We start from the raw sequence: 20,623 nt of genomic DNA, 5'->3' as shown, positions 1-20,623 counted from the left end.
GAGCTTCATTTTTGAAAAGTGGGCAAACTGTCAGCAGCCAACTCCGGGCTCAGTCCAACCTAGTGATCCTCGGCAGCCACCAGCGAGCCAATCCAAGCCGTAACCCGATCCAACAAAAGCCCAACCAGGCCGACATAGATCAAAGCCACAATAATTTCGCTGATGCGGGAGCTATTCCAGGCATCCCAAATGAAGAACCCGATGCCCACCCCACCAACCAACATTTCTGCAGCCACAATCGCCAGCCAAGAGAGGCCCACCCCAATGCGCAGGCCGGTAAAGATGTAGGGCACCGTGGCCGGAAAGACAATCTTAAAGAAATACTTCCAGCCGGACATGCGTAAAATTCTGGCCACATTGCGGTAGTCCTGTGGGATCCGCTGTACACCGGCAATGGTGTTGATCAAGATGGGCCAGAGGGCCGTGATGAAGATAACAAAAATGGCGGAGGGGTTGGCATCGCGAAAGGCGGCCAAAGAAATGGGCAGCCAAGCCAGAGGTGGCACCGTGCGCAACACTTGAAAAATGGGATCCAAAGCCTCATACAGCCAGCGGTTGGCCCCGATCACCATACCGCCCAAAACCCCCACCAGACTGGCCAAGAAAAACCCAATGAACACCCGCTGCAGGCTGGCCCAGATTTGCCAGAACAGTCCTTTGGCGTTGCCGCCGTAGTCAAAAAAGGGATCTTTGATGAGGGGATCCCAGGTGTCCTGCCAAACTTGGAGCGGGGTGGGCAGGTTGGCGCCGGGCCGGCTGTAGAGGATTTGCCAGAGCAGGAGCACGATGAAAATTGCCGTAGCGGGCAAGAGAATGCGGCGCAGCGCTTGATGGATCCGGACTCGTTGCCTCCAAGCGGATCCAGAGCTCGTGGCAGAAGGGATCCCGGCCTGGGCCGGAAGAGAGGCACCTTGGCTCAGCAGCCAACGGCCTAAGCGGATGAGCAAAGGGAAGAGGTGGCAGCCCACCTTCAAGGCAAAGTGGAGAAGATGCATAGTTTGCTGAGAGTAGGGCTATGGTCAAAGTCAGCGTAGGGAAAGTGCAAGAGAGAAGAGGTTTAATTTGAACCTGTCTGGGGGCTCTTAGGGAAATCTCTCGGACAGGGGGCTTGCAGGTGTTCTGCAAGCCCTGGAAGGAGCAGGCTAGGCCAGCTTCTTGATGGCCAATTTCTCCAGATAGGCAGCCGGATTTTCGGGGTCGAACTTCACCCCATCGAAGAAGGTTTCCACGCCGCGAGAGGTGCTGGGGGGAATGGCGGCCTCTTGGCCAATGGCTTTGGCGGCCTCGCGCCAGAGATCTTCTCGGTTGACCTTGTCCACCAGGGCTTTGGTATCCGTGTCGGCGGGCAGATAGCCCCAGCGGATGTCTTCGGTCAGGAACCAAAGGTCGTGGCTCTTGAAGGGGTAGGAAGCATTGTCTTGCCAGAACTTCATCAGGTGGGGGCTGTTTTGCACCACTTTGCCGGTGCCGTAGTCAAAGGTGCCTTTGGCGCGACCCAGGATATCGGCCACAGGAACCCCCAGCCAGCGGCGGTTGCTGATGATCCGGCACATTTCCTCTTTGTTCTCCATTTGGTCGCACCAGATCTGGGCTTCTTGCACCGCCTTCAACAGCGCCAAGGTGGCTTTCGGGTGGGCATCCACCCAGTCGGCCCGCAGAGCAAAGGCTTTCTCGGGATGGCGGTTCCACAGCTCGCCGGTGGTGAGGGCGGTATACCCCTCTTTTTGGTTCACCAGTTGAGCATTCCAAGGCTCGCCCACACAGAAGGCTGCCATCGTTTTGGATTTCATGTTGGCCACCATCTGCGGGGGCGGCACCACAATGATAGAGACCTCGCTGTTGGGATCGATCCCGCCAGCGGCCAGCCAGTAGCGCATCCACAGGTCGTGGGTGCCGCCGGGAAAGGTTACCGCGCATTTGGGATCCCTGCCGGCAGCTCGCGCTTCCGCAAACTTGGCTTTGAGGGGGGAACTGTCCAGGCCAATTTGCAAATCCCGGTACTCGTTGGCAATGCTGATGCCCTGACCGTCCAAGTTCAGGCGGGCCAGAATGTACATCGGTACCGGCTTGCCATCGGTAACTTTGCCGGTGGTGATGAGATAGGGCATGGGGGTGAGAATGTGCGCCCCATCGATGCCGCCAGCAGCGGATCCCAGCACCAAGTTGTCGCGGGTGGTGCCCCAAGAGGCCTGCTTGACCACCTCCACGTCCTTCATGCCGTACTTGTCAAAAAACCCCTTCTCTTTGGCAATGATCAGGGGGGCGGCGTCGGTGAGAGCAATGAACCCCAGCTTGGCCCGCGTGGTCTCGGGAGTATCGGCCTGGGCCACCCAGTAGCCCTGACCCAAAGATCGCGATTGGGCGCGTGGGATCCCAGCCGCGGCTGCTCCTGCTGCCAGGGCGGCTGCCCCGGCCAAAAATTGGCGACGGGAGAACAGTTTAGACATCGGAACCTCCAAGATTTTGCACGACGCAGAGAGGAAACCTTCCCCAGACTTGGCCCCTACTTAGCAAGCCATCACGGGGGAAGCCGATGGACGCTGGCGCGGCCTGGCCCCGAAGTGCTCAATCAGCAGCTCCACCAAGACGGGCTTGAGGTCTTCGCAAGGGATCCCTCGACGCACACATTCGCCCAGCTTGGCGTCTTTGCCTACTTCTCCCCCCATGTAGATGTCCACCGCTTCCACCGGCTTGCCGTCCTTGCGGGCGGTGGTGCCCATGAGGCCGATATCGGCCACCTGGGGCTGGCCGCAGGAGTTGGGGCAGCCCGTCCAGTGGATGCGCACCGTCTGCGGGATCTCCAGCTCGGCTTCCAGCTCTTCCATTAGAGCCACGGCGCGGTTTTTGGTCTCGATGAGGGCAAAGTTGCAGAACTGATTGCCCGTGCAGGACACCAGCCCCCGCTGCAAGGGCCCCGGGTTGGGGGAGAACTTTTTCAAGAGCGGCTCTTTAAGCAGCGGCGCCACCCGCGAATCGGGCACATTGGGGATGAGCACGTTCTGCTCCACCGTCAGCCGCAGCTCCCCGGAGCCGTATACCTCCGCTAGGCGGGCCAGCTCCATCATCTCCAGGGCATTCAGCCGTCCCACCGGCACGTGCAGGCCAACGAAGTTCAAGCCCAGCTGCTTCTGGGCATGCACCCCCAGGAGATCCCGCTTCTGCCAGACCACCTCATCTTTTTCCGCCGCCCTGGAGAGCGGATGGCCAATCTGCCGCTCCACAGCCGCCCGAAACTTCTCCAGGCCCCACTCGTCAATGAGCCACCTCAGCCGCGCCTTCTGCCGGTTGGCCCGCAGGCCGTGATCCCGGTAGACCAGCAGCACCGCCTCGCACAGAGGAACCACATCGCGGGGATCCACCCAGACATCCAGCCCGATGGCCTCGGCACAGCGGCGGGCCGAAAAAAAGCCCCCCACCAAGACGTTGAAGCCCAGCTTGCCCGCTTTGAAGGCCGGTACAAATGCCAGGTCGTTGATCTCCGCATGAACGGAGTTGTCGCGACAACCGCAGATGGCGATGTTAAACTTACGCGGCAGATTGGTGAAGGAAGGGTTGCCCTCGCCGTTGTTGGTTACCATGTCCTGCACCTTGCGGGTGAGGCCGCGCACGTCAATCAGCTCATCTGGGTCAATGCCCGCGAGGGGGGATCCCGTAATGTTGCGCACATTGTCCATTCCCGACTGGATGCTGGTCAGGCCCACCTCCTTCAAGTAGCCCAAGATCTGGGGCATCTCCTCGATGGGGATGCCGCGCAGTTGCAGGTTCTGCCGGGTGGTGATGTCGGCTACGCCATCTTTTCCATAGGGATGGATGATCGCCGCCAACATCCGCATCTGGCCGCTGGTCAGGATCCCATTGGGCAGGCGCAGCCGCAGCATAAACTGGCCGGGCGTGCGCTTGCGAAAGAAGATCCCCAGCCACTTGAGGCGGTGATCCCGGTCGTCTTCAGGGATGTTCTCCCAGCCCATGCGGGCAAACGCTTCCAGCTCGGCTTTGACCGCCAGCCCGTCCTTTTCGCTTTTGAGGCGCTCAAATTGGTTCGCCATCGTCGCTGCCGTAGGGGAACACCGGCTACCTTAGCGATGGCCAACCGTTAACTTTGGTATTTGCCGTTACACTTCGTAACAAGTTATGCCGTTTTGTCATAACTCACTTGCGAGGAGCGCATAGCGGATCCGCCTGGCTTGCCCCCAGGGTGTCTCCGGGTCAACTCCCGATGACGGTGCTTGGCCCCCATCGCAAACCTCCTACTGTCCTTGGCCACAGGCAGTTTGCCCTCACCGCCCTGCCCAGGGAGAGGGGGAAGATCATAAATGGCCGAAGCCGACTAGCTTGGGTTGGAAGAGCCGTCCTGAAGCATTGGTGCTATGACTTCTTCCGCTGCCCCTGAGCCCACTTGGGATGCCCTGCAGGTGGATCCCGCCCTGCTCACCCCCATGATGCAGCACTACGTAGAGCTGAAGCGGCAATACCCGCACGCCATCCTGCTCTACCGCCTGGGGGATTTCTACGAGATGTTTTTCCAGGACGCGCAACTGGTGTCGCGGGAGCTGGAGCTGGTGCTCACCGGGCGAGAGGCAGGGGCCATCGGGCGGGTGCCCATGTGCGGGATCCCTTACCACGCCTTTGACCGCTATGCCGCCCAGTTGGTGGCCAAAGGCTATGCCCTAGCCGTCTGCGACCAGATGGAGCCGGCGGATCAAGCCAAAGGCTTGGTGCGGCGGGAAGTGACGCGGGTCATCACCCCCGGCACGGTCATCGAAGAGGAGCTGCTGCAGGCGCGGCAAAATAACTACCTGGCGGCCATTGTCCGCCTGCGAGGCTCCAAGCAAACCGCCTGGGGCCTGGCCTACGCCGACATTTCCACCGGCGAGTTCTGGGTCTGCCAGAGTGAGGGGCAAGAGCAGCTAGAACAGGAGCTGGCCCGGCTGCAGCCGGCGGAGATCCTGCTGCCCACCGAGGAAGGGCTGGGCCTGGGCTTGATGCGGCCTGGAGATTCCCACGCTCCCCTGGGCCTACCCGGCCAGTACACCTATACCCTGCGCCCGGCGGAGCCCTTTGAGCTGGCGGTGGCGCGGGACAACCTACTGCAGACCTATGGCCTGCGCTCCCTGGAGGGCTTGGGCTGCGAGGGGCTGCCCCTGGCCATTCGGGCGGCGGGGGGATTGCTCCACTATCTGGAAGAAACGCAAAAGAACCTGGTGCAGCCTTCTCCCCAGGGAGGCCATCCGCTCCTGCGCCCGCCCCGCACCTACCAGCTCACCGACTACCTAATATTGGATGCCCAAACCCGCCGCAACCTGGAGCTGACCCAGACTATCCGCGAGGGGGCCTTTGTCGGATCCCTGCTCTGGGTCTTGGATCACAGCCGCACCGCCATGGGCGGGCGCACCCTGCGCCGCTGGCTGCTGCAGCCTTTGCGGGATCCAGAGCAAATCCGCCTTCGCCAGGACACCATCCAGGAGCTGTTGGAAAACCCCTCCCTGCGCACCCGCCTGGGATCCCTTCTAGACTCTCTGTACGACCTGGAGCGCTTGGCCAACCGCGTCGCCTCCGGCACCGCCAACCCGCGCGAGCTGGTGGCCCTGGGCTCCTCCCTGGGCAAACTGCCCCAACTGGCCGAGCTGGTGGCCGAAGCCCAAACTCCCCTTCTGCAGAGCCTACAGCAGGTGGATCCCGCTCTGGTTGACCTGGGCCGGCGCATCGAGCACACCCTCTTGCCCTCCCCGCCCCCTGTGCTCACCGAAGGGGGGCTGATCCGGCCTGGCGTAGATCCGGAGCTGGACAGGCTGCGGCAGCAGGTGGAGCAAGACCGCCAGTGGATTGCCCAGTTGGAGAAAACCGAGCGCGAGCGCACCGGCATCCCCACCCTCAAAGTCGGCTTCAACAAGGCCTTTGGCTACTACCTCAGCATCAGCCGCGCCAAGGCGCAGCAGGTGCCCAAGGAGTACATCCGCAAGCAGACGCTCACCAACGAAGAGCGCTTCATCACCCCTGAGCTTAAAGAAAAAGAAGCCCGCATCCTCACTGCCCAGACCGAGATCAACCAGCGGGAATACGAGCTGTTTGTGCAGTTGCGCCAGGAGGCGGGATCCCAGGCTGCCGCCATCCGCCAGGTGGCCCAGACCCTGGCCGCTGTCGACGCTCTGTTTGGCCTAGCCGAGGTGGCCGTGCAGCAGGGCTACACCCGCCCGGTGATTACTGCAGATCGCCGTTTAATCATCGAGGAGGGGCGCCACCCAGTGGTGGAGAAATCTTTGCCCCAGGGCTTGTTTGTCCCCAACTCGGTGCGGCTGGGATCCCCCCACGGCCCCGATCTCATTGTCCTCACTGGCCCCAACATGTCCGGCAAGTCCACCTACTTGCGCCAGATTGGGCTAATCCAGATCCTGGCCCAGATGGGCAGCTTTGTCCCGGCGCGGCGGGCGGAGTTGGGCCTGTGCGACCGCGTGTTTACCCGCATTGGCGCCGTGGATGATCTGGCCACAGGACAGTCCACCTTCATGGTGGAGATGAACGAGACGGCCAACATCCTCAACCACGCCGGCGAGCGATCCCTGGTGCTCTTGGACGAGATTGGCCGCGGCACCGCCACCTTCGACGGCCTCTCCATCGCCTGGGCCGTGGCCGAATACCTGGCCACCCACGTGCGCGCCCGCACCATCTTTGCCACCCACTACCACGAGCTCAACCAACTGGAGACGCTGCTGCCCAACGTGGCCAACTTCCAGGTGGTGGTCAAAGAGCTGCCGGATCGCATCATCTTTTTGCACCAGGTGCAGCCGGGGGGAGCCGACCGCTCCTATGGCATCGAGGTAGGGCGCATGGCCGGCCTGCCCCAGCCGGTCATCGAGCGGGCCAAACAGGTGCTGGCTCTGGTGGAAAAACACAGCCGCATTGGCCTGGGCCTGCGCAACCAAGGGAAAAGCCGCCCTTCTTCAAACAACCCCAAAAAACAGCCCAAGCAAGCATCCCATTCCAGCGGGATCCCCGACTGCGATGCCACAGCTGGGGATCAACTGTCCTTTTTCCCCAAAGAGCTCTAGGGCTACTCTCAACCTGGATCCCGTTCTTGCAGCCCCAAGGTAGTGGCCAGCACCTCCAGCTCCTCCCGCTGCCCCTCTACCCACAGGAGGGATCCGGGGGGCGGATCGGCCTCTTGCAACCTTAGGCGGAGCTGCTGCGGGCGGTGATTGCGCCGCCAGTAGTACCAGCCTGCCCAAGGGGAGACCAACAGCAGTGTCCAGGGCCAAACTCCCCAACCCGGCTCCAGCACCTGCAGCACCAAAGCCAGACAGGCCAGCCCCGCTCCCGCCAGCCCCGTCAAAAAAACGGCCAGTCCCACGCTAGGCCGCGCCTGACCCACAAAGGTGGCGATCCCCTCCGGGTCGGCAGATTGCAAGCGATAGGCGCGCCCCTCCAGGTGCTTGCGAAGGAGGGATCCCATTTCCTCCAGGTTGCGGCTGCTAGAATAGAAGCGGGTTTCAATGCGAGCTCTACCTGAGGCTCGTAGGAAGAAGAATAGGCCAATCCCGAGGATCAGCGTCAGCGTCAACGTGGAAATGGACTCTCCTTTCCAGGAGAGGAAGGAAGGTGCAGCGGCCCAATTCATGGGAACAAGACCTGTCCTTAGCTTGTCAAGGGGCTTGATCTGAGCTGGTGGCCCCTCCACCCTGGAGAAGAGGAGGAAACCGGCAGAGAAACGACTCATGGCAATTGACGGGCTACTTGGATAGTTTAGACCTTGCAAGAGGGTTGGTTACCCCTGGGAGCTCTCCCCGCCAGCAGGAGCAATGCGCTTCCTAGCAATAGCGACGACGGCTCAAGGGGAGAGGACTCTGCGCCAGATCTCATGCATCTAGGCCGGGAGAGGCAACTATAATAATTGTTGAGGTTATGATAAGGAACTTAGGCTTTACCAAGGGGCGGATCCCTGGGCAGCTACCTTTCCCTAGAAAGTTGGACTGAGCAAGAGGGGAACGCTGACGATAGCGTGAGCCACTGTCAGTGAAGAACCCTCAAGTTAGCCTTCTCTAATACTCCCTCTGCGTGACTGTCTCTGTAGCTATTTCATCCAACAGCACCTACATGTCTAGCTACGAACCTGAAGCCAACGACACTTTGTTTGAAACCCCCCTCGATCTCCTCGATCTAACCGAGGAGCAGGAGGAGGAGGAGTTTGCCGAAAGCGAGTACGTAGAGGAGGCGCCAGCTCGCCCCTCTACGGACCTGGTGCGCCTTTACCTCCAAGAGATTGGTCGTGTTCCCCTGCTGGGACGCGACGAAGAGGTGGCGTTGGCCCAAAAAGTCCAAGATTACATGAAGCTCTTGGAGGTACGCCTGCGCTTGCAGAAAGAGCTGGGGCGGGAGCCTACTCTAGAGGAATGGGTGGCCAGGGCCAACCAGTTCCCTGAGTGGGCCAACCTTACACCTGAAAAGCTGCAGCAGATCCAGCGCCTTGGCAAGCGGGCTAAAGAGCAGATGATCAAGGCCAACCTGCGCCTGGTGGTGTCGGTGGCGAAAAAATACCAAAACCGCGGCCTGGAGCTGCTGGATTTGATCCAGGAAGGCACGCTGGGCCTGGAGCGAGCAGTGGAGAAGTTTGATCCCAAAAAGGGTTATCGCTTCAGCACCTACGCCTACTGGTGGATCCGGCAGGGTATTACCCGGGCTATTGCCACCCAAAGCCGTACCATCCGCTTGCCTGTCCACATTACCGAGAAGCTAAACAAGATCAAAAAAGCCCAGCGCAAGCTTTCCCAAGAAAAAGGCCGCACCCCCACCATTGAGGACATTGCTTCCGAGCTGGAGATGACGGTGCCCCAGGTCAGGGAGCTGCTGGTACGGGTGCCGCGCTCAGTTTCTCTAGAAACCAAGGTAGGCAAAGACAAGGACACCGAGCTGGGAGACCTGCTGGAGACCGACGACATCTCCCCAGAGGAGATGATGATGCGCGAGGCCCTACAGCGGGATCTGCAGCAGCTACTGGAGGATCTCACCAGCCGCGAGCGGGATGTTATTCGCATGCGCTTTGGCTTGGGGGATGGCCGCACCTACTCGCTGGCAGAAATTGGCCGCGCCCTGGATCTGTCACGGGAGCGGGTACGGCAAATCGAGGCCAAAGCCTTGCAGAAGCTGCGGCAGCCGAAGCGACGCAACCGAGTGCGGGACTACCTGGAGGCCATTAGCTAGCCGGGCCGACTTAGGGTCTGGGTAGGGATCGCCGACTGGCAATCTTGGGCAGGCGGGTCTGAAGCTGGGCTGCTAGCCACTCCACTTCCGGGATCCGTAGATACAGGGCCCCTGCGGCAAACAAGCTGAGGCCTAGGCTGGCGGCTAGACTAGCCCCTAGGACGGCAGTAAGCAGCGGGGATCCCAGGAGCTCCTGGGAGCGCAGTTGTGTCCACAGCCAGGAACTGAGGCCCCCGGCCAAGGTGGTGATCCCCAGCAACGGCAGCAGGGCCTGCCCCATCTCCCCCCAAGGGATCCCCGGCAGGCGCTGGTGGAGGCGGATCCCTAGCCCAATCAGCGCCATGAAGTTAACACCTACCGTAGCCAGAGCAATGCCTGGCGCCCCAAAGGCTGGCAAAAGCAGGAAGTCCAGCAGGGCATTGAGGCCAATGGACAAGCCACTAATACGCAGGGGCGTAGCTCCGTCCTCCAGGGCGTAAAAGATGCGCACCAGCACATCCCGCAGCAAGTAAAAACTTATCCCCAGACCATAGGCCCTCAGCAGGGCCGCCACCTCTTGGGTCACCTCTGCCGTGAAGCGACCCCGCTGGTAGGCGATCTGGACGATGGGTTCAGCCAGGGCCACCAACAGCATCGCAAGGGGCAGGGTGAGGATGGCCGTAACCATCAGCCCTTGGCGGATGCGCTGGCGCAGCTCCGGCCAGCGGGATCCATCCCCTGCCAACTGGGCGTAGAGGGGCATCAGGGGCACCAGCACCATGTTGGAGAGGATCCCCAGGGGAGTTTGCACCAAAAGCTGAGCGTAGCCCAAGTTGCCAATGGTGCGATCCCCAGGCACGAAGGAGGCAAAAAAGAGATCCACGTAGACATTAATGTGGATCATGCCGGAGGAGATCACCGCCGGCAGCAGCAGTAGACCCACTGCCCGCACCGGCGGGGATCCCCACTCAAAGCGCAGCCGCAGCCGCCCCAGCCCCAGCCGCATCTGCAAAGGCACCTGCGCCAGCCACTGGGCAATGGCGCCGAGGAGCACACCCCAGGCCAGTAGAGTGGGGATCCCTGTCCACCCCAACGTGACCAGGATCCCGATGACGGCCAGGCTGGAGATCAAAGGGCTGAGGGCGGGCAAGAGGTAGTGCTCGGCTGCATTGAGTGCCCCAAAGCCAATGCCAATCCAGCCCGAGAGCAGGGCCAGCGGCGCCATGATCCGCAGTTGCTGGGCAGCGAGGGCATGCACTTCAGGGCTGGCCCCTGGGGCACTCAGGCGCACCACCCAGTCGGCTCCCCACCAGAGGCCCAAGGTTACCGCCAAAAGCAAGCAGCCCACCAGGGTAGAGATGGACTCCAGCCAGCGGGCTGGATCCTCTCTTCCCGGCTGCTGCTTTTTGAGCACGCTGACGATAGCGCTGTGGAAAGGTCCGTTGATCCCCCCCAGCAGGATTAACAAAAAACCGGGCAGGACGTAGGCTATGCCAAAAGCGCTGTACTCCGGCCCTGAGCCGTAGACTGCAGCAATTAAGGCCTGCCGGACAAACCCCATGCCCTTGCTAAGCAGCGTGGCCCCTGCCACCAGCCCCGCCACCGAGAGCAAGGAACGGGGTGGAGAAGACGCAGCAGAGCCCCCTGGGATCGCAGACTCCTTCCTGCCCCTAGCTCCCCACCGCCGCTTTGGCAATAAGCAACTGTCGGGATGCCTCGATTGTTCCTTCGCAGGATTCACCCACCAGCTCACAGCTGCTATCCTCTCGCTTCGGCATAGGGCAGCACCATTATCCCGAATTCTCCGAACCTCGAGAGGAAGGGCCAAGATGGAGCTTAGGCCAGCAGTCGTCGCTCCTGCTCCAGTTGATCTCCGCGGACCTGGGCGGAGCGGAGGCGCTCCTGCAGCCGGCTCAGCAGATGCTGCCGATGGGTTTCTTTGACTAGAGTTACCAAGTTCTTGCGCAGGGAGATAACCCCGCTTGCTGCCTTCACCTCCGGATTGAGGACAAGGCCTCGATAGATCAAGACAAAAGACTGCGGCAGTGCCACAGCCACCGATTGAGCTGACCAGCTCCACGCCAAGCCCCGGTACCGCGCTGGCACCTCCCGCCGCTGACAGGTTGCGGGGACAGAAGCGACAAAGGGGTGGGCAATGCCCCGCTAGATCAGCTGCATAGGAAGACTCCCCCACATGAACGGACGCCCCTGCGCCGGCCTCTTAGACAACCGCTCCAGCTTCCTAGACGCAGCTCAGAGGGTAAAACCCAACTTCATTCTGTATCAGCTTTAACATGAGGCCTTAGGTGTCAACTTTAGGTCGAGGTCGTCTTCCTAGCTCTACCTCTCCCTGCCCTAAAGGAGCTCGTCAATTAGCCGTAGCACCTGGTGTAGGTCAGGGCCAGCCTCTTTCCCGCGTCTAAGGTTCATCTCCACCAACTGCTTGAGGGCCAGCAGCTTGATGTTGGCCTCGACCGCTGCCGCTGCCATGGCTTGGGCTGCCGGCAAGTAGCCGCTAGCCCCCAAATCCAGAAGGGCAGCCCGCCGCAGATGGATGTTGGGGTGGCCCAAAGCCGCCAGTAGCGGCTGGACAAAAGTGGGATCCCCCGTCAGGCAGTAACAGGCCCGCGCTGCCGCCCACTGTAGGCGCATCGAGGGGTGCTCCAGATAGGGGCGGATCTGCCCCAGGGCAGCAGCCACCTGCAGCTGTCCAAGAGCCTCAATCAAAGCCTCCAAGGCAGCAGGCGCTTCTGTCTGCAAACCTTGCTCTACCCAGCGCAGCCCCTCGAGCAAAGCGGATCCCAGCTCTTCGGCTTGCCTGGGATCCCGGTCAAGATTATTGGCCAGGGCAATCTCCACCAAGGCCTGGGCGGCTGCCGCCACCACTTGGCCATCGGAGCAGCGTAAAGCCTCTTTCAGAGCCGGGATCCCCGCAGGGGAGGCTATTTTGCCAAGAGCACGGGCGGCATTGCGCCGCAGGGGATATCCTCCCTGCAAGGTGCGATCGGTCTCGTCAGCCAAAGCCTCGATGAGGGCCGGGATCCCCTCCACAACCCGCATGCGCCCCAGCCACCAGGCCGCATAGTAGCGCTCCCCCGGATCCCCGTGGCGCAGCTTGGCGATCTGGCCAGCTGGGGTGAGATCGGTGGCTAAAGGGGGATCCGGAGGAACAGCCGTGGTCATAGCATCAACAGGCCAGAGCCCCTCCAGACGCCTCAAGCGCTATGGACGCTGACGATCTTGGCGCCCGCCTTGAGGAGCCGCTGCATCGTTGCCGAGAGTTGATCGGCAGAGACAAAGATCTGCTGGTTGGATTTGCGCACTCGGCTGGAGGTGGCCAGGGCCGAGGGCGGGTTAAGCAGCCGCGTCACCTCAATGCAGAACATGCGGTCGGACTGGCCCGTTGGCGGCCCCAAGTGTTTGGTAATGGGGCTGGGCGGCAGCAGCCCCCGCACCCCGATGCGGCGGATGGCCGGGGTAAAGCCAGTGGCAAGGGGCACCATCAGGCGCGGCCTGCGCCCCTGGGAGCGGTCGTTGTTGGCGTAGCCCCCGTAGAGGGCAAAGAGGTTGGTGAAGTCGCGGGTGGTATGGGCCTTGCGGTATTCAAACCCGCGCGGATAGGGGACAATGTTGTCGCCAAACGCTTCCAGGTATTCTGGGCTATCGATATAGGAATCAATCTCCGCGCTGTGGCCCCCCGTGTGGTAAATGTCCAGGTGTCGGGCAATATCCTTGGGGCTGGTGGGAGCCCGCCCCAGCAGGTGCTTGAAGTTGAGCTCGATGGCGCGGGTCTGGGAGTTAGGGTACAGAAACCGCCTCTTATAGGCTTCGGACTTGGCAATTAAGCGCACAAACTCCCGCACCGTCAGGCTGCCTTGGCGTAGCAATGACTCCGCACTGGCCAGCTCCTTCCTGTCTGCCCCAAACAGGTGATCGTTGCCCAGCACCTGGCGATAGATGGCCCGCAGGATCGCATTGAGCTGATCCTGGCTGGCATTGGGGCGCAATTCCAAGGGAGTCGTCTCTGTGAGGCCCCGGATCCCCATTCGGCTTGCCGCTGTGATTCCACTCATGCTAATTCCTCATGATGAAACTGGCTGGACTGAAAAAAAGCTTAAAAGGGCTGCCTTGGCCCGCCTCTTAACCCCCCTCAGCAGCCTATGGGGTTGAAGCGAGAGCAACAGCAGCGCTTTCCCCCTCGCGAGAGAGGCCCCTGCAGGCTAGGGGGTCCCGCCACCGTTGCCCTCGCTATCCCCCGCAGGCGCTAGACTGGCTGCCTTGTCGAGGGATCCCAAGCTGCAGAGCTTAGCTGAGCGCGTTGATGGCGTAGTCGATGTAGGTGTTGGCTTCGGTGGCCGCTTGCCCCGTCAGGCCATGGTTGGCTTTGATGTAGCGTAGCGCTTCGATAAACCAACTGGGGGAGAGCTCAAAAGCAGTGTTGATCTCGCGGATCCCGGCCAACATACACTCGTCCAGGGGGCCAGTGCCACCGGCAACCAAGCAGTAGGTGATATAGCGCAGGTAGTGGCGCACATCGCGGGCGCACTTGTCTTTACCCGCTTGGGTGTGGCATTGTCCCCCCGGCTGAGTGGTGTAGGGGAACTTGGCATAGACGGCCTCCGTAGCGCCACGCACCAGCTCCTCAGCACGGCTGCTCAGGACCCGAGCTGCCTCCATGCTGGCGGCTGCCCGCTGAAAGCGGCCGCTGATAGCCTGCAATTCGCTGTTGCTGAGATAGCGTCCTTGGCTATCGGCAGTGGCAATGGCATCAACAATTGGGGTTTGCATGGTTCAAAACACTCCTTTACCTCGCCTCAAAAAATTAGTGCAGCCAATAACCCAAAAGATTCAAAGCCTAGCCTGCAAAATCCCTGCAGAAAAAAGTCAAGCAAGACTCTCGTCTACTAGACCACTGCAGCGGCAGCGCGATCGAAGTAGGACTCGATTTCAGCAATCAAAGCACTGCAGTCACCGCGGGTGATGCCATTGGGATCGTTTACCACTGCCACTGCCGCTTTTTTCATTTTCTGGATGCCCTTGGCCACAGAGCTGCCGGGAGTGCCAAGAGCTTGGTAGGTTTCCCGCAAGCCATTCAGGCAGCGCTCATCCAGCACGCTTGGATCCCCGGCCGCCACGGCGTAGGTAATGTAGCGGAGGATGATGTCCATATCCCGCAAACAGGCAGCCACGTTGCGGCTTGGGTAGGCGGGGCCCCCCGGAGCATTCAAGTGAGGCTCCTCGGCAAACAATTCGCGGACAGCATCGGTCACGATTTTAGAGGCGTTGCTGGTGAGGCGGTTCACTGCGTCCAAACGCTTGTTTCCCTCAGCAATCACCTGCTGCAGCGCTGCAAACTCGTTTTCTCCCAGAAAAGCGCCCTTAGCGTCGGCTTGGGCAACAACTTTGCTAAATACGTCGTTCATGGTTTTCCATCTCCTAGTGAAAGCAAAAGAGGTTATGAATTGACGCTTCCCACGCGAGGGGAACCCAGTAGCTTTTTGCAGCTTCTCTGCCAAAGAGCCCTATTAGCGCAAGCCCTTGCCCCAATAGGACCCTTGACAGGATAAGGTTTATAAGACCAGGAAGCCCCTTCCCATCTTCCTCTGCTCAGCTAACTCCAAAAATGAAGCCGCTTGCGAGCAGGCTTTGTGGGATCCGGGTGAAGCAAGGATTCTTCTACCCCTGACTACCTGCACTGGGTAAGTGAGGAAAAGCCAGCTTACCTTGCTTCAGTTCTTACTTCTACCGCGAGGGCGGGGAATCATTGAATCAAAAAATGTAAAGAAGCTTCACTGAATGCAAACAGCTCTAGATCCTGGAGTTCTAGTTAGCCTGGGCCTTTTTGTCCACCTCTTCCAACTCTTGCTTTTACAAAAAACAATGTTACTTTACACAAGTTCGCAACATAAAGAACAGTAGCAACCCTACTTATGGCCTGCAGTCGGGAGGGCAGCCCGCTTCAGTATCCGAGTAAACCTTCTCATAAAGTACACATAATTTAACATTTATGCCCGTCTCCTAGGAGGAGCAAAGCCGAGGGAAAATCTAAGCAGGCTTTCCTCCCTGCCTGAAGTGTTGGTATTGGCTCCCACCCTAGCTTTGAGGTTATGGTGATCCAGTCGCAACCCACCTTCTCCCCTGAGCTGCTGCAAATGGCGCGGTGGCTGGCGGGAGACTTCAGCAACCAAGAGCAAGCTTGGGAGAACCCCCCCTTTTTTGCCTCCATCCGGGTGGCCTATCGCCCCTTGCCAGCCGCTGTGCTGGCCGGGATCAGCTTCTATGTGGAGCAGGCCTACAGCGGCCATCTGGAGGATCCCTATCGTCAGGCGGTGGTGGAGTTGATCCAGGTGGGGGCTGAGATCGTGATGCGCAACTACCGTCCTCTGCAGCCGCAGCGGTGGCGGGGGTGCGCTCGAGAGAGAGCAGAGCAACTTAGCCAACTGAGCGCTGCCGATCTGGCCTACCTGCCAGGGTGTGATGTGCACGTGAGAAGAGAGGGATCCCTTTTTGTCGGCAGCACGGAGCCGGGGTGTCGCTGTTGGGTGGTGCGCAATGGCCAAACTACCTATTTGCAGACCACCTTGCAGCTAAGCGAAAGCGAGTTCTGCAGCCACGACCGAGGCCTGGATCCAGTTACCCACCGCCAGGTTTGGGGAGCTTTGGCGGGCCCTTTTCGCTTTCGCAAGGTCGTCGACTGGCAGAGGGAGCTACTGCAGTAGCTGGGCAGAGAACCCCTTGTCGGCGCGGCGGGCAAAAGATGATACGGTGGGAAAGGCAAATCTGGCCTGCAGCGGCAGGGATCCCTCCTGCTGCTTGGCTGGGCTAGCACGAGTGTATTAACTGGCTCCATGCAAGACGAACAGGACATCCTTCGCCAACAGCTGCTGACTCTCCAGGAAGAGGCCCTGACCCAAGTGGCGCAGGCCCCCGATCTGGGCGCGCTGGAGCAGATTCGCATCGAGTATCTGGGCAAAAAGGGGAAGCTCTCGAAGATCCTGGGGGGAATGGGAAAGCTGCCGCCAGCAGCAAGGCCAGCTATTGGAGCCTTGGCCAACAGCTTCAAAGAAGCCCTGCAATCCAGCCTGGAGGAGCGCAAACGGGCCCTGGCCGAAGCCCAGCTCCAAGCCCGCCTAGAGGCAGAGCGTTTGGATGTGACTATGCCAGGGCCGCGCCGGCCCCTGGGCCGGATTCACCCCCTGCAGGCCACCATCGACCGCATACTCGATATCCTTGTGGGGATGGGCTACACGGTAGTCCATGGGCCGGAGATCGAGACGGAGTACTACAACTTTGAAGCCCTCAACACCCCTGCCGATCACCCGGCCCGGGACATGCAGGATACCCTCTACCTTGAAAAGGGCTACCTCCTGCGCACCCAAACTTCTTCGGTGCAGGTGCGCTACATGGAGCAACACCAGCCGCCTTTTCGCATTGTCCATGCCGGGCGGGTGATGCGCCGCGACAGTGTCGATGCCACCCACTCTGCCGTGTTTCACCAAGTGGAGATTTTGGCCGTAGGGGAGAACCTCACTTTCACGGACCTCAAGGGCACGCTCAAAGAGTTCGTCCGCCGCTTATTGGGCCAGCGAGAAACCCGCTTCCGGCCTAGCTACTTTCCCTTCACAGAACCCTCTGCTGAAATGGACGTGCGCTTTGGCTCCAGGTGGCTGGAGATTTTTGGCTGTGGCATGGTGGATCCCAATGTATTCCAGGCGGTTGGCTACGACCCGGAGCGCTATACCGGCTTTGCGGCCGGGATTGGCGTCGAGCGGGTGGCCATGCTCCTGCACGGTATTCCGGATATCCGGCTGTTCTACAGCAGCGACCTGCGCTTTTTGTCGCAATTTTAGAGAGGCTGGGAGAAAGTGCGTTTATAAATCAGCTGCAGATGCTCCAACTTGTCCTTGCAGTTGGCGCGGCGCAGCAAGCGCATTTGTTCTTCGAGAATTTGGCGAGCTTCGTTGCGGCTAATTGGGTCAAAAACCAATTCTTCCACAGCAGACGGATCAGCATTGGGATCGGGAGTTTTGAAGTAAACGCGGAAAAATAGCCTTTGAGCATAAAGGGTGGTGAAGATGGCTTCACCTTCATTAATCTGACACAAGGCGTAGAGCAGACCAAAGGTCGGGTGGTTGAGATAGAGTTCACTCATACCCGGTAGCGTACCCTCGGTTATGGCTTTGCGTTTTTAATGGATTTCAACTCTTCATCTACTTCAAGATGCCGAAATGCTTCCTCCAATTTGTCCTCAGCAAATAGCCAGGGGTTGCAGTTTCCAGCCCACTTGCTGTCCTTCAGGGCTTGGGCAGCCTTGACCTCCAGCAGCTTGGCTTGCACCTCCTGCCGACGCTGGGCAATTTGCGGCAGCAGAGCTTCCAGTTGTTGAATTCTCTGCGTCAGCGCCTTCATTTGGTTCCACAGCTGGCTGCCTTTCTCGAGGAGCTGGGCTTCGCGTCGGCGGGCCCCCTCGGCTAGATCTGGGCGATTGGCTCTCTCAGCTTTCTCGATACGAAAGTGCCAGGTCTTGATTTCCTCTGCCAACTGGAGGATGCTTTGGCGCAGAGCTTGCTCCTGAATGCGGCTTTCTTGCAGCAGCTGTTGCGTCTCAGCTTCCTGCTGCTGCAATTCCTCGGCAAGGAGCTGCAGCTCGATCTCCGGATGAGCCCTAAGGAATTCCTCAAGGCGGGTTTCTAAAAAGCGAATAATATCCTCAATCAGTCTCATAAGTTCGCGCTCAGGGGATTGTGTTTAGACTAGCGCAAGCTGGCGGGTTCTCTAGCTAGTCCTGCAGAGCCCAATTGCTGCAGCCAGATCCCTGGCTAGGGTAGCAAACGCCCGTCCCCCATGCGGATGAGGCGCTGGGCAGCTTGGGCAACCGCCAGGTCGTGGGTAACCACCACCAGGGTGATGCCCTGGTGATGAAGCTCGGCAAAAAGGTTGAGCACTTCCTGACCAGTCTGGCTGTCCAGGGCTCCTGTGGGCTCGTCAGCCAACAACAGTTGGGGTCGATTGACGATGGCGCGGGCAATGGCCACCCGCTGCTGCTGGCCGCCGGAGAGCTGGGCCGGGCGCTGGTGGAGTTTGCTCCCTAAGCCTACTTGTTCTAGGGCTTGCTTGGCCCGCCGGCGCTGTTCTGGCTCCGGAACCCCGGCGTAGGCCAAGGGTAGCATGACGTTTTCCAGGGCTGTTAGAACGGGCAGGAGATGGAACTGCTGAAAGACAAAGCCAATCTTTTGGTTGCGAATCCGGGCCAGCTCCTGATCCGTGAGGGTAGAGACTTCTATACCATCTAGCCAGTACCGCCCTGAGCTGGGCCGATCCAAACAGCCCATGAGGTTCATGAGGGTGGACTTGCCGGAGCCAGAGGGCCCCATGATGGCGCAATACTCTCCCGGCCAGATTGTTAGGTTAATGTCGTAGAGGGCCTGAAAGCTGCCTTCCGGCAGCGGGTAGACCTTGTTAATCCCCACCATTTGCACCACGGGCGGGCGGGGTGGGATCAAGGCATTGGCTGCTCGCTCCAGGGATCCACCTGGACCTTGACGGCGAGCTGCCCAGGGTTGGGGCTCAAGCATGGTGGGTACCGCAACTGGCCCCATTCTAGCCTTTGGGCTGCTGGAGCTTCGGGGGCCGACTAACCGGAAGAGCGGATTTCTAGGGGCTGATGGTAAGGACAGCTCCCCTGGGGATCCACCTGGAGGCGGTAGAGGGGGGAGCGCTCTTGGTCGCAGCGCAGGATCTGGGTGTGGGCGGTCAAGATCTGGCGGGCAAAGCGGCAGCTGTGGCACTTCATGCTTCCTGGTAGGGGAGCCTGGTGGGGGCGAGGCACCCCAGTTGCGGGGGTGGTGGTCTTGGCCGGGCGAATTAGCTCCCGCGGCGAAAGGCCGCGCAACACCAGTTCAGATCCCTGCCAGTGGGCCTCCACCAAGCCAGTCTCCGCCCAGGCGGCCCAGCGGGGATCCTCGGTAATCTGGGGTGGTAGGCGCACCTGCACCCCGGCCAAGGTGCGGGGCGAGCCATGTTCCTGCCAGATCTCTTCCACTTCCCCCTCGTAGCGCAAGGCGGGATTGCTAGGGAACGGGGACGGCTTGACCAGGGTTTGTAGGCGGCTGTCGGCCAGCTCTAGCCAATGGCCAGGCTGGGGGCAGTGGACATGGTAGCGGTTGCACAGCTCCGGCAGATCTGCTAAGTCCTGGGCCTGCTGGGGGTTGGCGTGCACCAGGACCAGATGTTGGGGGCGAAAAGTGTGAATGATCTGGGTGAGATGCCCAACGTCGTTGTGGCTGTGCCAGGTTAGCCACTCCACTTCTAGACGAGAGCGCAGGGGTAGTGGCCACTGGTCAAGGGGAGTGGCTAGCTTCACTTCCGGCAGCTGCACCAGGAGGCAGGAGCGCTGCGGCTGGGCTAACAATTCCGACCAGATGGGATCCCAGGCTTCAGGCCCGGCGTCGGCATCGCACAGCAACAGACCCTGGGGCAGGGGATCCGCCTCCGTCAGAGGCTGCACCCGCGGCTGCAGGCGGTCTTCCCAAAACAAAGCCTGATAGGTGGCGAAATTGCGCACTGGCCCTGGGAGGTAGGGGAGCAAGCGTTCGTAAAGGTTGCAGCCTGCCGCCAGCCCTGGCGCCACCCACACTGTCAGTTCTTGGGCAGCTTGGGTAAAGCGGTGGTGGGCTTTGAGGAGAAAAATCAACTCCTGGCCTAGTCCTAGCACTGGCAGCGGGAACAGCACCGTCTGTCCTGCTGCCAAGGCGCTGAACAACCGCTCCACCAGCCGATTTTCCAGCTGACGACGGGGCGGGTGGTGGGTGGCTCCCAAGGAGGCTTCGATGAGCAGCACATCCGGCTGCCAATGGCGCAAGGCACCTAGATCTAGGCCAGGGGCAAAGCGGGTTGAGGCCAGGGAACAGTCGCCAGTGTACAGGCAGGTTTGAGCTGGAGTGGTCTGGGTATTTTGCAGCAGGGTTGCCGCTGCCCCCGGCAGGTGCCCCGCAGCAAAGAAGGTGAGCATCAAGTGGGGCAAGATCTCCCGCGCCTGGCCGAAGGGCAGCGCCCGAAAAGGAGGAAAGCGAATCTCCCGGTCGTAGGCTGGCCAGATACCTCGCTCCCATAGACCGCTGGCCAAATGAGCCGTTACCGGGGTGGCGTAGATGGGCACCTGCGGATAGCGACGATAGAAGCCCGGTAGCCCCTGCACATGGTCAAAGTGGGCGTGGCTGCAGATAACAGCATCCGGGATCCCTGGCAGGGCCTTCAGGAGGGCGGAAGCAGGCAAGCCACAATCAAGAAGCAAACGGTAGGATCCTATCTCCAGCCAGTAGGCACAGCCTTGCTGCCGAGGATCCGTGCCCAGAGGGAACAGTCGAAGGGGGGGTCTTTTTGACTCCACAGGTGGGTTGTCTTTACCGTGAGATCCTCCCCGCGCCCCGCGCACGGAGGAGGGGCTTCATGG

Annotated in this window: 18 protein-coding genes; 4 read left to right on the top strand and 14 right to left on the bottom strand. The window is 60.4% G+C overall.

Annotated features, from left to right (window positions below):
- Positions 1 to 59: 59 nt before the first annotated feature.
- The 3 genes from ntrB to NW830_RS04055 all read right to left on the bottom strand — a co-directional run bounded on the left by ntrB (position 60) and on the right by NW830_RS04055 (position 4,046).
- Positions 60 to 995 (bottom strand): nitrate ABC transporter permease, encoded by a 936-nt coding sequence (gene ntrB / locus NW830_RS04065; protein ID WP_414360896.1) that lies wholly within the window; start codon positions 993 to 995, stop codon positions 60 to 62.
- A 147-nt stretch (positions 996 to 1,142) separates the two neighbouring features.
- Positions 1,143 to 2,447, bottom strand: coding sequence for a CmpA/NrtA family ABC transporter substrate-binding protein (locus NW830_RS04060; protein ID WP_414360899.1), 1,305 nt, complete (start codon positions 2,445 to 2,447; stop codon positions 1,143 to 1,145).
- Between the two features lie 60 nt (positions 2,448 to 2,507).
- Positions 2,508 to 4,046: a ferredoxin--nitrite reductase gene (locus tag NW830_RS04055; protein ID WP_414360902.1), complete on the bottom strand. Its 1,539-nt coding sequence runs from the start codon at positions 4,044 to 4,046 to the stop codon at positions 2,508 to 2,510.
- Positions 4,047 to 4,367: 321 nt separating this feature from the next.
- On the opposite strand from NW830_RS04055, the gene mutS reads away from it, so the two are divergent.
- Entirely contained in the window at positions 4,368 to 7,046 is a 2,679-nt protein-coding gene (gene mutS, locus NW830_RS04050; RefSeq protein WP_414360905.1) for a DNA mismatch repair protein MutS, read from the top strand.
- An 8-nt stretch (positions 7,047 to 7,054) separates the two neighbouring features.
- On the opposite strand, the gene NW830_RS04045 is transcribed toward mutS, so the two are convergent.
- Positions 7,055 to 7,555 carry a cofactor assembly of complex C subunit B gene (locus tag NW830_RS04045; RefSeq protein WP_414360908.1) on the bottom strand — a complete coding sequence of 167 codons (501 nt, stop codon included), beginning with the start codon at positions 7,553 to 7,555 and terminating at the stop codon, positions 7,055 to 7,057.
- A 533-nt stretch (positions 7,556 to 8,088) separates the two neighbouring features.
- Between NW830_RS04045 and sigC the strand changes: the two genes are divergently transcribed.
- On the top strand, positions 8,089 to 9,192 hold the full coding sequence (sigC, locus tag NW830_RS04040) for an RNA polymerase sigma factor SigC (protein ID WP_414360911.1): 1,104 nt from the start codon (positions 8,089 to 8,091) through the stop codon (positions 9,190 to 9,192).
- 10 nt (positions 9,193 to 9,202) lie between these two features.
- On the opposite strand, the gene murJ is transcribed toward sigC, so the two are convergent.
- From murJ to NW830_RS04010, 6 genes are all read right to left on the bottom strand, one after another.
- Entirely contained in the window at positions 9,203 to 10,774 is a 1,572-nt protein-coding gene (gene murJ / locus NW830_RS04035; RefSeq protein WP_414360914.1) for a murein biosynthesis integral membrane protein MurJ, read from the bottom strand.
- A gap of 233 nt (positions 10,775 to 11,007) precedes the next feature.
- Positions 11,008 to 11,277, bottom strand: a complete 270-nt coding sequence (locus NW830_RS04030; protein WP_414360917.1) for a hypothetical protein — start codon at positions 11,275 to 11,277, stop codon at positions 11,008 to 11,010.
- A gap of 249 nt (positions 11,278 to 11,526) precedes the next feature.
- Positions 11,527 to 12,354 carry a HEAT repeat domain-containing protein gene (locus NW830_RS04025; protein WP_414360919.1) on the bottom strand — a complete coding sequence of 276 codons (828 nt, stop codon included), beginning with the start codon at positions 12,352 to 12,354 and terminating at the stop codon, positions 11,527 to 11,529.
- A 32-nt stretch (positions 12,355 to 12,386) separates the two neighbouring features.
- The gene (locus tag NW830_RS04020) at positions 12,387 to 13,244 is read right to left on the bottom strand and encodes a phycobilisome rod-core linker polypeptide (RefSeq protein WP_414360921.1); all 858 of its coding nucleotides are present in this window, start codon (positions 13,242 to 13,244) and stop codon (positions 12,387 to 12,389) included.
- A 232-nt stretch (positions 13,245 to 13,476) separates the two neighbouring features.
- Positions 13,477 to 13,959, bottom strand: a complete 483-nt coding sequence (locus NW830_RS04015) for a phycocyanin subunit alpha (RefSeq protein ID WP_414360923.1) — start codon at positions 13,957 to 13,959, stop codon at positions 13,477 to 13,479.
- 116 nt (positions 13,960 to 14,075) lie between these two features.
- Complete coding sequence (locus NW830_RS04010; RefSeq protein ID WP_414360924.1) at positions 14,076 to 14,594, bottom strand: phycocyanin subunit beta; 519 nt, start codon at positions 14,592 to 14,594, stop codon at positions 14,076 to 14,078.
- 684 nt (positions 14,595 to 15,278) lie between these two features.
- Between NW830_RS04010 and NW830_RS04005 the strand changes: the two genes are divergently transcribed.
- A complete protein-coding gene (locus NW830_RS04005; protein ID WP_414360927.1) occupies positions 15,279 to 15,890 on the top strand; it encodes a chromophore lyase CpcT/CpeT in 612 nt (203 codons plus the stop codon).
- 129 nt (positions 15,891 to 16,019) lie between these two features.
- Positions 16,020 to 17,021 (top strand): phenylalanine--tRNA ligase subunit alpha, encoded by a 1,002-nt coding sequence (pheS, locus tag NW830_RS04000; protein ID WP_414360929.1) that lies wholly within the window; start codon positions 16,020 to 16,022, stop codon positions 17,019 to 17,021.
- Here the strand turns inward: pheS and NW830_RS03995 are convergent.
- The 4 genes from NW830_RS03995 to NW830_RS03980 form a co-directional block, all read right to left on the bottom strand.
- The gene (locus NW830_RS03995) at positions 17,018 to 17,323 is read right to left on the bottom strand and encodes a PipX family protein (RefSeq protein WP_414360930.1); all 306 of its coding nucleotides are present in this window, start codon (positions 17,321 to 17,323) and stop codon (positions 17,018 to 17,020) included. The genes pheS and NW830_RS03995 overlap by 4 nt on opposite strands.
- A 20-nt stretch (positions 17,324 to 17,343) precedes the next feature.
- Positions 17,344 to 17,895 carry a TIGR04376 family protein gene (locus tag NW830_RS03990; protein ID WP_414360932.1) on the bottom strand — a complete coding sequence of 184 codons (552 nt, stop codon included), beginning with the start codon at positions 17,893 to 17,895 and terminating at the stop codon, positions 17,344 to 17,346.
- 95 nt (positions 17,896 to 17,990) lie between these two features.
- Positions 17,991 to 18,746, bottom strand: coding sequence for an ABC transporter ATP-binding protein (locus NW830_RS03985; protein WP_414360935.1), 756 nt, complete (start codon positions 18,744 to 18,746; stop codon positions 17,991 to 17,993).
- Between the two features lie 59 nt (positions 18,747 to 18,805).
- Positions 18,806 to 20,560 carry an MBL fold metallo-hydrolase gene (locus tag NW830_RS03980; RefSeq protein ID WP_414404565.1) on the bottom strand — a complete coding sequence of 585 codons (1,755 nt, stop codon included), beginning with the start codon at positions 20,558 to 20,560 and terminating at the stop codon, positions 18,806 to 18,808.
- Between the last annotated feature and the right edge of the window lie 63 nt (positions 20,561 to 20,623).

This window comes from Synechococcus sp. OH30 (assembly GCF_047462175.1).
Lineage (GTDB): Bacteria > Cyanobacteriota > Cyanobacteriia > Thermostichales > Thermostichaceae > Thermostichus.
Note: the sequence above shows the minus strand (reverse complement) of the source record. Positions and strands in the feature narration are given on the sequence as shown.